Source organism: Paenibacillus sp. NPDC055715 (genome assembly GCF_053617595.1).
In genome coordinates, this window is sequence record NZ_JBSHGA010000007.1 from 1 (window position 1) to 12497 (window position 12497).

General features: G+C 46.1%; 13 protein-coding genes, 1 rRNA gene and 2 pseudogenes. 3 read left to right on the forward strand and 13 right to left on the reverse strand.

Annotated elements, in window-relative coordinates; all coding sequences use genetic code 11:
* The 7 genes and pseudogenes from ACWGOO_RS13100 to ACWGOO_RS13130 form a co-directional block, all read right to left on the reverse strand.
* Positions 1-82 (reverse strand): 16S ribosomal RNA (locus tag ACWGOO_RS13100); the annotation flags it as partial.
* Positions 83-582: 500 nt separating this feature from the next.
* Positions 583-1953 carry an NCS2 family permease gene (locus tag ACWGOO_RS13105; RefSeq protein WP_452484029.1) on the reverse strand — a complete coding sequence of 457 codons (1371 nt, stop codon included), beginning with the start codon at positions 1951-1953 and terminating at the stop codon, positions 583-585.
* A 437-nt stretch (positions 1954-2390) separates the two neighbouring features.
* A pseudogene (locus ACWGOO_RS13110) lies at positions 2391-2693 on the reverse strand (zinc-binding dehydrogenase); the annotation flags it as partial.
* Positions 2694-2775: 82 nt separating this feature from the next.
* On the reverse strand, positions 2776-3162 hold the full coding sequence (locus ACWGOO_RS13115; protein ID WP_452484031.1) for a MarR family winged helix-turn-helix transcriptional regulator: 387 nt from the start codon (positions 3160-3162) through the stop codon (positions 2776-2778).
* Between the two features lie 156 nt (positions 3163-3318).
* Positions 3319-3486: pseudogene (locus ACWGOO_RS13120) on the reverse strand (LLM class flavin-dependent oxidoreductase); the annotation flags it as partial.
* Between the two features lie 124 nt (positions 3487-3610).
* Positions 3611-4066 (reverse strand): LysR substrate-binding domain-containing protein, encoded by a 456-nt coding sequence (locus tag ACWGOO_RS13125; protein WP_452484033.1) that lies wholly within the window; start codon positions 4064-4066, stop codon positions 3611-3613.
* The gene (locus tag ACWGOO_RS13130; RefSeq protein ID WP_452484482.1) at positions 3996-4277 is read right to left on the reverse strand and encodes a helix-turn-helix domain-containing protein; all 282 of its coding nucleotides are present in this window, start codon (positions 4275-4277) and stop codon (positions 3996-3998) included. Before ACWGOO_RS13130 ends, ACWGOO_RS13125 begins: the two co-directional genes overlap by 71 nt.
* 148 nt (positions 4278-4425) lie before the next feature.
* On the opposite strand from ACWGOO_RS13130, the gene ACWGOO_RS13135 reads away from it, so the two are divergent.
* Positions 4426-5199, forward strand: coding sequence for a Gfo/Idh/MocA family protein (locus ACWGOO_RS13135; protein ID WP_452484035.1), 774 nt, complete (start codon positions 4426-4428; stop codon positions 5197-5199).
* 112 nt (positions 5200-5311) lie between these two features.
* Here ACWGOO_RS13135 and guaA read toward each other — a convergent pair whose 3' ends face one another.
* The gene (guaA, locus tag ACWGOO_RS13140; protein WP_452484037.1) at positions 5312-6850 is read right to left on the reverse strand and encodes a glutamine-hydrolyzing GMP synthase; all 1539 of its coding nucleotides are present in this window, start codon (positions 6848-6850) and stop codon (positions 5312-5314) included.
* A gap of 144 nt (positions 6851-6994) precedes the next feature.
* On the opposite strand from guaA, the gene ACWGOO_RS13145 reads away from it, so the two are divergent.
* Complete coding sequence (locus ACWGOO_RS13145; RefSeq protein WP_452484039.1) at positions 6995-7651, forward strand: DedA family protein; 657 nt, start codon at positions 6995-6997, stop codon at positions 7649-7651.
* A 31-nt stretch (positions 7652-7682) separates the two neighbouring features.
* Here the strand turns inward: ACWGOO_RS13145 and ACWGOO_RS13150 are convergent, their stop codons facing one another.
* The 5 genes from ACWGOO_RS13150 to ACWGOO_RS13170 form a co-directional block, all read right to left on the reverse strand.
* Positions 7683-7829 (reverse strand): hypothetical protein, encoded by a 147-nt coding sequence (locus ACWGOO_RS13150; RefSeq protein WP_452484040.1) that lies wholly within the window; start codon positions 7827-7829, stop codon positions 7683-7685.
* A gap of 234 nt (positions 7830-8063) precedes the next feature.
* A complete protein-coding gene (gene bcp / locus ACWGOO_RS13155) occupies positions 8064-8543 on the reverse strand; it encodes a thioredoxin-dependent thiol peroxidase (RefSeq protein WP_452484042.1) in 480 nt (159 codons plus the stop codon).
* A gap of 30 nt (positions 8544-8573) precedes the next feature.
* The gene (locus ACWGOO_RS13160; protein WP_452484044.1) at positions 8574-9362 is read right to left on the reverse strand and encodes an ABC transporter permease; all 789 of its coding nucleotides are present in this window, start codon (positions 9360-9362) and stop codon (positions 8574-8576) included.
* A 4-nt stretch (positions 9363-9366) separates the two neighbouring features.
* The gene (locus ACWGOO_RS13165; RefSeq protein WP_452484046.1) at positions 9367-10161 is read right to left on the reverse strand and encodes an ABC transporter permease; all 795 of its coding nucleotides are present in this window, start codon (positions 10159-10161) and stop codon (positions 9367-9369) included.
* Positions 10154-11203 (reverse strand): ABC transporter ATP-binding protein, encoded by a 1050-nt coding sequence (locus ACWGOO_RS13170; protein ID WP_452484048.1) that lies wholly within the window; start codon positions 11201-11203, stop codon positions 10154-10156. Before ACWGOO_RS13170 ends, ACWGOO_RS13165 begins: the two co-directional genes overlap by 8 nt.
* Before the next feature lie 104 nt (positions 11204-11307).
* Between ACWGOO_RS13170 and ACWGOO_RS13175 the strand changes: the two genes are divergently transcribed.
* Complete coding sequence (locus ACWGOO_RS13175) at positions 11308-12429, forward strand: LCP family protein (RefSeq protein WP_452484050.1); 1122 nt, start codon at positions 11308-11310, stop codon at positions 12427-12429.
* The last annotated feature ends 68 nt before the right edge of the window (positions 12430-12497 follow it).

Sequence of the window (12497 nt, forward strand, 5' to 3'; positions counted from 1 at the left end):
TTCTAAAACAACCCCGCTCGACTTGCATGTATTAGGCACGCCGCCAGCGTTCGTCCTGAGCCAGGATCAAACTCTCCATTAAAGACCAACCGAAGCTGGTTTATAGAAAGAGCGATTCGCTCATTTTGAAACTGACGAGATAAAATATCTCTTTTTTTGCTCCAGCTCCGTTCAGCCTTGCGGCATGTCCGAAACCTTTGCGATTTACTCACTCGTTGTTCAGTTTTCAAAGATCAAACATTTCTTTTTTGCCGACTCAGCTCATCGCCTTACCAACTCTTATATCTTATCATACCCGAACCAAATTTGCAAGCTTTTTTTAAAATCTTTTTTTGTAACACTCGCTCGCAGTATTGTGTTTCTTGGCCGGAATTAGAATATATCATATACGGGATAAGTTTGCAAGCATTTATTGCATTAATTTTCGAAAAGCTCTATTTGTTATTCATTCTTCTTCTATTTAATATTACCCAGTCTGTTTCGGACAGTAAATAACTAGAATAAAAAAAGAACCCCGCTCCCTAAAACAACGGGGAAAGAGGTTCTGTATTGCAAAGAGATTTTTCAAGTTATATCAAGTGGTTATTCCGAACCCATAAAAGCAAACCGGATCACTACAATAATAGCAAGCACCCACATGAGCCAGTGAACTTTAACTTTGTTGCTGGTAAATAGGTTACTGAATACAGCCAGAACCACGTAAGATAAAATGCCGCCAGAAATACCATTGGCGATTCCGCCTGTAAAAGGCATCAGAACGATGGTCAGGAATGCCGGGAACGCCAGTAGGAAATTATTCCAGTCAATGTTACGAACCTGGCTCATCATCAGTACACCCACGATAATCAGCGCTGGAGCAGTAGCCGCGGAAGGCACAACCAGTGCCAACGGTGCGATAAAGAGGGCTAACAGGAACAGAACGCCTGTCGTTACAGCAGTCAGACCCGTACGTCCGCCTTCTTCTACCCCTGCCGAGCTTTCTACGAATGCTGTAATGGTACTTGTGCCCAATACTGCGCCGGTACTTACGCCAATGGCATCCACTAGCATAGCTTTACCGATGATTTTCTCACCTTTTTTCTTATCTTTCATTATACCTGCGCGTGTAGCCGTACCTACCAGTGTACCAAACGTATCAAACAACTCTACAAATGTGAAAATAAAAATGATATCAAACAGCCCGATATGCAAAGCAGCCTTCAAATCCAACTGGCCCACTGCCAAATTACTAAAATCAGGAATCCAGTGACCTGTTGTCAAACTGTTCAGATTCGTTACGCCCATCGGAATACCGATCAATGTAGTAGCTACGATACCAATTAGCAAAGCGCCTTTAACACGAATAACCATCAGCGCTGCGATAATGAGCAAACCGATCAGAGCCAGCAGCGCATCCTTTTGATGAACCAAACTACCCAAAATCAGATTAAAAGCATGGCCCGGAATCGGCTGACCTACATCTGTCCCTGGAACGATACTTACCATAACCAGATTACAAAGCTTAAAACCAACAATGGTAATAAACAAACCGATACCTACTGTAATAGCTGTCTTTAGATTTTCCGGAACCGCAACAAGCAACATCTGTCTCACTCGTGTCACGGTTAAAATCAGAAAGACGATACCGGATATAAATACAGCGCCAAGTGCCGCTTGCCAAGTGATCATACCGTTGGAGCTCAAGACTACGGTCATAAAATAAGCATTCAAGCCCATACCCGGAGCCATGCCAATGGGCACATTAACGAACAACCCCATTAGAATAGTGACCAGTCCTGCACCTACCGCAGTGGCAAAAAAGACGGCTTCGCTGGGTATCCCTGCTCCAGTCGGCCCCAAAAAGGTATTGTTAACCACCAAAATGTAAGCCATGGTCATAAAAGTAGTAATCCCCGCAATAATTTCTGTGCGGACGTTCGTTCCATGTTCCTTTAATTTAAAGAAACGCTCCATGAGTTGTAATTCCTCCTACGCAAAGCATACTCGTATTGTTATCGTTCATTTGCTGTAATATTCGCATTCATAAGCGCTATATTACATCCGTTATTTTAGGCCGTGCCCTACTGCTTGTCAACACAAAAAGCGAATATTGTAATTTAATCACATATGTATTGTTCGGAAAATAGAAAGCCCGCCAAGCTGTTATATCGCTGACGGGTTATCAATTAGGCGAATCAGATATTTTTGTACTTATTAAAGGCATTCGTGGTGTCCGGTATATTTTCCAGATAAACGATCTTACCTTTTGCTCTTTTACCGCATACCGCCCATTTGGTTCCATAAGCAGCAGATTCTCCGGGCACAGGCTTTCAACCCTCATACATATGCTTGATTTCAACAAGTCTTCCTTCAAAGAACATGTTTAAGAATATTACATATATTAACAGTTATTTGTTAAAATTGCTAACGATGGATATGATCCGTCCGGTGTGTTTTTTCAGAACTCTAAAGCTGTTTTTCTGAACATTTCCACCCATCGTATCGAACACGTCCACGTCGGGCAATGCATCCTCGAAACGGGTCGTGCGGTAATCAATACTATGATCGGCTCCTAGTGAAGCAAGCTGCTCATAATTGCGCTCGCTGGCTGTCGTAATGACATGGGCACCAGCTTGTTTGGTAAACTGGATAGCGAACATGTCGACACCCCCTGCGCCTGCGTGGATCAATACCTTTTCACCTTTGGCCAGTTGACCGCTACTTTCACAACGACTTGATGGGCCTGTTGGCTTAAGATTGAGTACTTCTCTTTCCTCCAGTTCCTCCTCGCGTATTTTACATATTCCTCACATTAGTAGACATACGCTGTAATGCATTTGTCAAAGAAACAATTTCCTCATCAGCAAACTCACGTAGCAGCTTGTCCTGAAAGGCTTGTCTTTGCTCTGACAAAACTTGCAGCTCTCGAATCCCTGATTCTGTTAGACGAATATAGGTCACACGCTTATCCTGCTCTTTTTTGCTGCGGATAATCAGACCTTCCTCCTCCAGCCTTTTCAGATGCCGGGTTACCGCCGCTCCGTCCAGAACCAGCAAATGCTGAAGCTCCAGCTGACTTAATTCCTGTCGATGATCAATGTGATATAAAATCTCGACCTTGGTAAAGCTCGTTTTTAACTGCGCTTCAAAAGCGGTATTCATTTCTTTACACAAAAGATGCATACGGTAAAACAATTGGCTTTTTTCAGAGCAATGTTCGATAATACCTCCTCCTTTCTACATTATACTTGACCCATCAATTTATATGTCAATTATAATACACCCTTGCCGAGAACGAGCAATGTTCAGCGGCTCTTTTACAGAGAAGAACTCTCCTTTATGGTCGAGCGAGGCAAACTGCCTTGCTACTCTGAACGGCTTGCTATATGTAGAAGAAAGAGTGCTTACAAGCCCAATGTTAGAAGTCACACCTCCCAATACAGAGAGAAGGGTAATTGGCTCAAACCGATGAAGGTGATGAGGAATGGAATGCTCATTAATGTATAAATCCATCTGTAATGGTGCCGCTATGCCGAGGTACCGCTTCCAACGCCGTGAAGGTTTGCCCCTAATCTTAATTGCTTTGCCCATACCTGTTCCACCTTTCAGGTTATCCAACTCTCCTATCTATTTAGATCGTATTATTGATTTCGATAAATTTATGTTCAATCGCTGTCATTTCGTGATTTGGCCGGGTTATTAAATACGTATCCTTGTAGCCGAAGGTTGAGGGAGTGGGCAAATAGGATGTTACTTTAAATTGCCGCGCCAGCTTTTTGAACATAAGGGTGATTTCCATTCCCATCAAGGCGAATTCCACCATCGTATCAAACACACCGACCTCCACCACCTCGCCATGAGTCAATTGCATGTCCTGATACATCTTCTCCAGATGCGTGAGATACAGGCAGCCATCCGACAGCACGATAATAGAGGCTCCTTGCAGCACCTGTTTGAGGTCTGAGCCTTCATGTATGCCTTTCCCCACCAGCACCAGCTCTTCACGGCATATTTTTTTATAGTGAATATACGGGTTGGCGGGGTACCCTGTAACAAAAGCAATATCGAGCTCGCCGTCCAGGATCAATCGCTCTATTTCCGTGGTGGTTCCGGTTTTTAAGGTAACAGAAGCCTGCGGGTGTCAGCTCCATGCCACGGGGCTTTCGGTAAAATAACGCTGTGCCGTAATGGGCCTCAAGCTTTTTTATTTTGGCCGTCATGTTCGATTGCAGGTGATTCAGCTTTTGGGCAGCTTCTGTCAGGCTTCTCAGCTCTGCCACCGAAACGAATGCCTGCATATTTTCGATATTCACATCCCTTCACCTTCCATCAAATAAAATGATACCTACATCATAAACAAGCATTATTATTTATGTGTTCAGTGTATTATATTGGCCTTGGACGCTATTTTCCACCCTCATTTTAAAAATTCAGGAGGTATGCAACATGGTCAAAAAGAAGATTCGTGCAGGTGTTGTTGGAGGCTCGATGAATAACAAATGGGCGAGTCAAACGCATATTCCGGCTTTACTCAAGCATCCGAACCTGGATATCACTGCCGTAGGTACTTCCCGTATGGAGAGTGCGCAGCAAAGCGCAGAAGAAGTAGGGGTGGCACTGGCTTTTGATGATGCGAAAAAGCTCGCAGCTTCCGAGGATGTGGACATGGTAGTAGTGAGCGTAAAAGTTCCCCATCATTACGGAGCGGTGATGGCGGCTATTCAAGAGGGGAAGCATATTTTTTGTGAATGGCCCTTGGGGGCAAACACTGCGGAAGCCTCTGAAATAGCTACAGCAGCAGAACAAGCGGGCATTCATCATACCGTCGGCTTGCAGGCGCGGCAGGATCTTGAAGTGCAAACGATGAAAAAGCTGGTGAAAGACGGGGCGATTGGTGAAATTGTGTCCTGTCATATGCAAGTAGCTACTCGGGGTAAAGGAGGACGGATAGATCAGGATACGGCTTATTTGCTGAATAGAGCCAATGGCGCCAATCTTCTGACGATTAACGGGGGACATTCTCTGGACGCGCTGCAATACATCGTTGGCGAATTCCGTGAGCTTTCGGCCATCACATCATCTCACTATAACGAAGCCACTATTCAGGAAACGGGTGAAGTCATTCCCAAGGATACTGCGGATCAGATTCTGATTCAGGGGTCATTGGAGAAGGGGGCAACGGTATCCGTCCACGCTGCATCAACTACTGGACCACATTGAGGAATCGGCTGCAACCGGAAGAAAGATTGTATGGTAATGGGTTATAAACAAAGAACCTTCAAAACCACGATAAATGTGGAGATAAAGGTTCTTTTGTTAATCATTTAAAATACTATTCCCACTCAATCGTAGCTGGTGGTTTGGAGGTGATATCGTACACGATGCGGTTGACGTTATCCACTTCGTTTACGATACGTACCGAAATTTTCTCCAGCACATCCCAAGGGATACGTGCCCAGTCGGCGGTCATGCCGTCGATAGAGGTTACGGCACGGATTCCTACGGTATAAGAATACGTACGGGCATCGCCCATTACGCCAACACTCTTCATATTCGGCAGAGCGGTGAAGTATTGCCAGATTTCCCGGTCCAGACCGGCTTTGGCAATCTCCTCGCGCAAAATGTAATCCGATTCACGAACAATCGTAAGCTTGTCCTCTGTGACTTCACCCAGCACGCGAATGGCAAGACCCGGACCTGGGAATGGCTGACGCCATACGATCTCAGGTGGCAGTCCGCATTCTTCCCCGACTTTACGCACTTCGTCCTTGAATAACGCATTCAGTGGCTCGATCAGCTTGAACTTCATGTTTTCCGGCAAACCGCCCACATTATGATGAGATTTAATGGTCTGAGCCGTTGCTGTTCCGCTCTCCACGATATCCGTATACAACGTACCTTGTGCCAGGAAAGTAAAATCGTCGAATTGAGCAGATTCTTCCTCAAACACATAGATGAACTCGTTACCGATGATTTTACGTTTTTGTTCCGGATCATCGACTCCTGCCAGCTTGGACAGGAAGCGCTCACGTGCGTCAATTTTGACAACCTTCATATCAAATTTGCCAACGAAAGTTTCCATTACGCTTTCAGCTTCACCCTTGCGCAGCAGTCCATGGTCAATGAACATACATGTCAATTGATCGCCAATCGCTTTATGAATGAGCATCGCTACGACGGAAGAATCCACGCCGCCACTTAAAGCGCACAATACTTTTTTGTCGCCTACTTGCTGACGAATTTCACGGATCTGATCTTCAATGAACGACTCCATCGTCCATTTACCATCACAACCGCACACTTCATACAGGAAGTTGCTAATCATCTCATTACCATGAATGGAATGACGCACCTCTGGATGGAATTGTACCGCGTACAGATTCCGCTCCGGATGACTCATCGCTGCAATCGGCGCGCTTTCCGTTCCTGCATCCAGTTTAAAGCCGGATGGCAGATCCGTAACATGGTCTCCGTGGCTCATCCATACGGTCTGACGGGATTCCAGACCTTTGGCCAATCTCGTATCCTCATTGAATTGCACGTCTGCTTTACCGTACTCACGCTTGCCTGCACGTTCAACTTTACCGTCCAGTTGGTGAGCCATCAGCTGCATACCATAGCAAATACCGAAAATAGGAATTCCCAGATCGTAGATTGCCCGGTCAACCTGAGGGGCATTTTCTGCATATACGCTGGAAGGTCCACCTGAGAAAACAATCCCTTTCGGTGCCAGTTCTCTCAGCTTCTCCGCAGGCGTATTGTATGGAAGGAGCTCGCTATACACGCCGAGATCCCGTATTCTTCTTGCGATTAACTGGTTGTATTGTCCTCCAAAGTCGAGAACTACAACGATTTCATTAGGCTTATTCATTACCGTGCCTCCCTCAATTGTTCGTTTCATTATACGCAACGATAAAACAAGACGTCAAGAAATCAACCGGAGTTGAGCGGACATGAAAATATTGTTAGAATAAATTAATTCTAAATTATGAATCTGTTGGTAGGAGTGTAAACGATGGAAGTGCTGAAATGGATCGCGCAATTGTTCGAAGAATACGGATATGGCGTCCTTTTTTTCGGCTTGCTGCTGGAATTTATTGCTCTACCCTTTCCCGGGGAAACCACGATGGCTTATGCGGGATATCTTTCCTATTCAGGTACGCTGGATTTTGGAAAGCTGGTGCTGCTGGCTTTTTTAGGCACTACCATCGGAGTAACCATTACCTACTTTATCGGAAAATGGGCCGGACTCCCCTTTATCCAAAAATACGGAAAATGGGTTTTGTTATCGCCGGACAAGCTTGAAAAAACGCAAAAATGGTTTCAACGTTACGGGTACGGGCTCATTTTTCTCGGATATTTCATTCCTGGTGTCCGGCATTTTACGGGTTATTTTGCGGGAATTATCGCCCTTCCCCTGCGTAAATTTGCCTTGTATGCGTATAGCGGCGCTCTGTTCTGGGTCATCCTGTTTCTTGGCATCGGCAAGGTGTTCGGTCCGCAATGGGATGCCATGTTCAATTTGGTGGAACTGTATGCGCTGCGAATTGTCGCCATCATCGGCATTATCCTTCTGCTATATATCGTTTATCGCTGGAGAGCCTTCCTGTTTAGTTCTTTCCGCAAGTCCGACAAATCGGTGAAAACCAGTAGCAAAAACGATCCAGAATAATTAGACTCCCTCGCTTTACGGCTGCGAGCCCTTATATAGTACATCGAAATACGATAGATATCATGACAAATCCAGCGCCGCCAACCCAACCTAATATACGCGGCTTCATGATTTCCACCGCCACCTCTGCTCCAAACATGGATAAGCCGATCATCCCTTGACTCCAGGCTGTCAGCATGCCCAACAATGGCCCTTTTGATACCCTTGTTCTTTCTGGGTAGATTGGGATTTGACCAACTCGGTCATTATTCCCTTGAGCTTGTGGGGCATTTACGCAATCAGGCAGAAAAGAAAACAATCTAATTAAAAATTGTACAAAAACCTGAAATAAAAAAAATCCAAAGATTACACATCAAAAACACCCTCTGAGACTAAAATATAGCCTGTGTCCCAAAGGGTGTATGGATGTTTATTATTTCTCCAGTTCTCTAACATACTCCAGCGCGTTATCAATATGTCCTCTGACTCTCAAACCACGCCATTCATGAATCAGAATACCGTTCTCGTCAATGAGGAAGGTGGAGCGTACGATCCCCATATATTGCTTGCCGTACATCTGCTTTTGCTGCCATACGCCGTAAGCTTCCGCCACCTGATGCTCCTCGTCCGCCAAAAGCTGAAAAGGCAAACCATATTTAGCGATAAACTTATCATGCTGCTTGAGCGGATCAGGGCTTACTCCCAAAATAACTGTGTTCAAGCCTTCAAACTCCGTATGTTTATCCCGAAAATCACAGGCCTGTGTCGAACAACTGGAAGTCAAATCCTTCGGATAGAAATACAGTAAAGCCCTGCTGCCTCTATAATCAGACAACTTGACGGTCTTCCCTTCACTTCCCGGCAATTCAAAGTCCGGCGCGGGTTGTCCAATAACGGTAAATGTCCTGGACATCTCATCATCTCCTATCTTGTGTAATCCGGTCTAAGAACCTGCCCCTCTGTAGCGCCGGATACCAAAATTCCATGCCAGTAAGCCCAAGGTTAGAAATACAGCTCCCATGACCGGGGTCAGCAGCGCCATATGCCGCATATCCTCCCGATGGAGGAACAGAGATGCCGGATATACGCCGACAAAAGCAAAAGGCAGAATCCAGGTCAGCACGACCTGAATTGCACGGTTATAGATGGTTACCGGATAACGTCCATAGCTCTGCACATTGTACATAAGCGGAATAATTCCTGTAGGTGCGTCTGAAAAGAACGAAATAGAAGTCAATATGGTGTAAATTCCCGTATAAATCGCTACGGCACTTAGGGTCATGGCAATTAGTGCCGGGATGAACCACCACGCCATATGCAAGTCCATTTGCGCCCCGCTGATTCCCATAATAACCAGACCAATCACCGATCCAACCAACGCGGGCGGGTTCACATTTTCAAGAAAGATCTGGAACAGATTATAGGCAGGGCGCGTCATGACCCGATCCAGTTCCCCTTTTACAATATAGCGCTCGCTAAAGTTCCAAAGGTTGACGAAACAGCTGAATAGTCCGAAAGGAACCATAAAAAAGCCATAAACAAACACAACTTCATTTTCACTCCAGCCGCCCAAGCTGTTCGTATGCATAAAAATGACCAATATAAAAATAAGATTGGTGGCCTGAAACAGCAGGTTCGAAATGACCTCCACCCAAAAATCGGCACGATAGGTGAGCCGCGACTTCATGTAATTTTTTAAATATTCGCTAATGAGACCTAAATAGTTCATCATCGGCTTACCCTCCCTGCACGAACAGACGTCTGCGCGCCAGTCGCCAAATGATGATCATCGGCAAGAGCAGAACGATCAGCCAAATGATTTGGATACCCAGCACATTCCAAATCCCAACGCCTTTTACTCGTCCGGTAAATACGGAGCCGGGCAAATACGTAATTGCCTGAAACGGCAACCATTGGGCGAAGGTCGCCAGCCAGCCCGGAAACAGACTGATGGGCAGAATCAAGCCGGAGAACAGGTCCACTACCACCCGCTTCATTCGCATCATACCTTCGTTATTTTCAACGAAAAAGGCCGTCAGGCCAGTAATAACATTAATCTGGGTGTTGATGAGAAAGCTGAAAAACAGCATGATAAGAAAGCTAATCCAAGCTACAGGATCACTGGGCAGTGTCACCGGAAACAGCAGCATGGCAATCGCCATGCCCGGAATCATAAACAACAGGAAACGGAACATACCCTCGCCAAGCCCTTGCATAAATTTAACGAGTACGTAGTTATACGGTCGGATCATCTGTATGGCGATGCTTCCGTCACCAATATCAGTCGAAATTTCACGATCCAGATTGTTAAAATAAAACGCCCTTGCCATCCACGATACTGCTACATAGGTCGTCATTTGAGCAGCGGAAAAGCCGCCAATGCTACCCGCGTCCCCGTATATAGCCTTATATGTGAAATAATAAACACCAATATTCATGGAATAAATGATAATACCTGAATAATAGTTCATCCGATAAGCAAGCATGGTGAGAAACCGGATGCGAATAAAATCTGTATATACGCTAAGCATGAACTTTGGCCTCCACTGCAGGAAGCACGGGATTGCCCTTGCGTTCCGCCGAGCCGGACTGGTAGATGCTGCGCACGATATCATCCGTATTCGTTTCAATGATTTTGATATCCGTAATGTCCGTACGCCCTACTACGCTCGCCAGCACATCCGATACATTGATATGAAGTGGTATCCACACCTTGGCAGCCAGATCGTTATCGGCCGACCAAGCCAGCGGCATATCCGCTGTCCACGCTTGCAATTGCTCAAGGTTCGTGGGAATGCCGAACTGGAACTGCACCTCGCGGCCTGTACCCCAGCGTGCCTTCAAATCCTCCAGACCTCCGTCATAGATGATATTCCCGTCATCCAGCATAATGACGCGCGAGCACAGCGCTTCAATATCCTGCAAATCATGGGTTGTCAGCAATATCGTCGTCCCGTAATCCCGGTTCATGTCCTTCAGGAACTCGCGGATTTCGGACTTCACCATAATATCGAGTCCAATGGTTGGCTCGTCCAGAAAAACGATGGACGGATTGTGCAGCAGCGCAGCCACCAATTCACAGCGCATCCGCTGCCCGAGACTAAGCTTGCGCACCGGACGGCTTAGCAGGTCCTGTAATTGGAGCCGCTCTACCAGCTCATCCAGCCTGCGTTTGAAGTCTACGGCAGGAACCTGATATACTTTGCGCAACAGCTGAAAAGACTCAATCACGCCGATATCCCACCATAGCTGGCTGCGCTGTCCGAAAACAACGCCGATATTACTTACGAATTTCTCGCGTTCCTCGTAAGGAACATAGCCGCCTACTTTGAGATGTCCCGAGGTCGGCACGAGAATGCCGGTCAGCATCTTGATCGTGGTTGACTTTCCAGCTCCGTTTTCACCAATATAGCCACATATTTCTCCCTGAGGAATACCAAAGGAAATATCTTTGACCGCGGCCACCTCGTTGTATTCGCGGGCGAATAAATCAAGGAAGGCTCCTTTCAGGCCTTCGCGATTTTTTTGTACTTTAAATGTTTTGCGCAGATCCTGCACATCAATTGCCAGCATGTCATACCTCACAGTCAGGATTTTGAAAAATCCATAGTTAAATTGATTGTGCTCTAAAAAGAAATTATAATGTAATGAATTGAAAAGCGAAAGGGAGAGCATCCATGACAAACAGAACCAAAAGAACGGTATGGACGGTTCTTGCCGTGGTTATCGTCGCGATTGTCGGCTTTGCCGTGTACTATTTTACATCCATTTATAATCAACTGGACAATCTGCATAAAGAGGGCGCTAATTCCCCCTTCAAAAATGTAAAGCAGGTCGATCAGGTGCGCACACCAAACCCGCCCAAGTGGGAAGGTACAGATCCGGTCAACATTTTGCTGATGGGTGTCGATGGTCGTGGTATCCAAAAAGGGGAAGTCCCCCGGTCGGACAGCATGATGGTCGTATCGCTTGATCCCGTCAAGAAAAAGATTCATCTCTTCTCTATTTTGCGCGATACGTACGTGGATATTCCCGGCTACGATAAAAATCGGATTAACACCGCCATTACTCACGGTCCCAACACGGCCATGAAGACGGCTGGCGATCTGCTAGGCATTCCGGTGCAATATTATGTGTATACCGATTTCCAGGGGTTCATTAAGCTGGTGGATGCCGTAGGCGGTATTGATTTTGAAGTCGAAAAGGATATGCATTATACAAGTAATGCCGATAAGCATGAATACGATATTAATCTGAAAAAAGGCATGCAGCATTTGGACGGCAAGACGGCGCTTCAATATGTGCGCTTCCGTCATGATGCCATGTCGGACTTCTCTCGTTCGGGACGGCAACGTGCATTTTTGGAGGCCGTAGCCCAGAAAATGCAGAGCACGACCTCCATTGCCAATCTGCCGAGCATTTTGGAGCAGGTGAACCCGTATATTGATACGAATCTCAGTGTCAACGATATGTGGAAGCTGGCGAATGTCGGCTATCAGAGCAGCTTTGCAGGCAGCGAGCAGGTTCCGCCGATGAAGTTGCTTGGAGAAAAAAATTTAGGAGGCGCGCAGGTTCTTACTGTCCGCGATCCGGAAGAATTGAAAAAGTATGTGCAGGATATATTCAATAATCCTCCTGTACAGACACAGGAACAAAATAAGGATCAAAACAAAACGAAGCAACCGGACAGTGCATCATCGTCCAAGCCAGATAAGGCTTCTTTCACGGGTGGCAGCAAAACCATTAGTGATGCTGCTGCCACACAATCGACAACAAAGACAGGACAAAAAGAGCTATAATGATGTATGCAGGGGGCAGCCGTAAACGCTGCCCTTTGGCGTGTATATATCCTATTTTGATGAACGGA

What these genes read in the sequence shown, in the direction of transcription:
- ACWGOO_RS13105 (WP_452484029.1), bottom strand. Translation starts at nt 1,953, where the DNA reads ATGGAGCGTTTCTTTAAATTAAAGGAACATGGAACGAACGTCCGCACA.
- ACWGOO_RS13115 (WP_452484031.1), bottom strand. Translation starts at nt 3,162, where the DNA reads ATGCATCTTTTGTGTAAAGAAATGAATACCGCTTTTGAAGCGCAGTTA.
- ACWGOO_RS13130 (WP_452484482.1), bottom strand. Translation starts at nt 4,277, where the DNA reads ATGCAGGCATTCGTTTCGGTGGCAGAGCTGAGAAGCCTGACAGAAGCT.
- ACWGOO_RS13135 (WP_452484035.1), top strand. Translation starts at nt 4,426, where the DNA reads ATGGTCAAAAAGAAGATTCGTGCAGGTGTTGTTGGAGGCTCGATGAAT.
- guaA (WP_452484037.1), bottom strand. Translation starts at nt 6,850, where the DNA reads ATGAATAAGCCTAATGAAATCGTTGTAGTTCTCGACTTTGGAGGACAA.
- ACWGOO_RS13145 (WP_452484039.1), top strand. Translation starts at nt 6,995, where the DNA reads ATGGAAGTGCTGAAATGGATCGCGCAATTGTTCGAAGAATACGGATAT.
- ACWGOO_RS13150 (WP_452484040.1), bottom strand. Translation starts at nt 7,829, where the DNA reads ATGCTGACAGCCTGGAGTCAAGGGATGATCGGCTTATCCATGTTTGGA.
- bcp (WP_452484042.1), bottom strand. Translation starts at nt 8,543, where the DNA reads ATGTCCAGGACATTTACCGTTATTGGACAACCCGCGCCGGACTTTGAA.
- ACWGOO_RS13160 (WP_452484044.1), bottom strand. Translation starts at nt 9,362, where the DNA reads ATGATGAACTATTTAGGTCTCATTAGCGAATATTTAAAAAATTACATG.
- ACWGOO_RS13165 (WP_452484046.1), bottom strand. Translation starts at nt 10,161, where the DNA reads ATGCTTAGCGTATATACAGATTTTATTCGCATCCGGTTTCTCACCATG.
- ACWGOO_RS13170 (WP_452484048.1), bottom strand. Translation starts at nt 11,203, where the DNA reads ATGCTGGCAATTGATGTGCAGGATCTGCGCAAAACATTTAAAGTACAA.
- ACWGOO_RS13175 (WP_452484050.1), top strand. Translation starts at nt 11,308, where the DNA reads ATGACAAACAGAACCAAAAGAACGGTATGGACGGTTCTTGCCGTGGTT.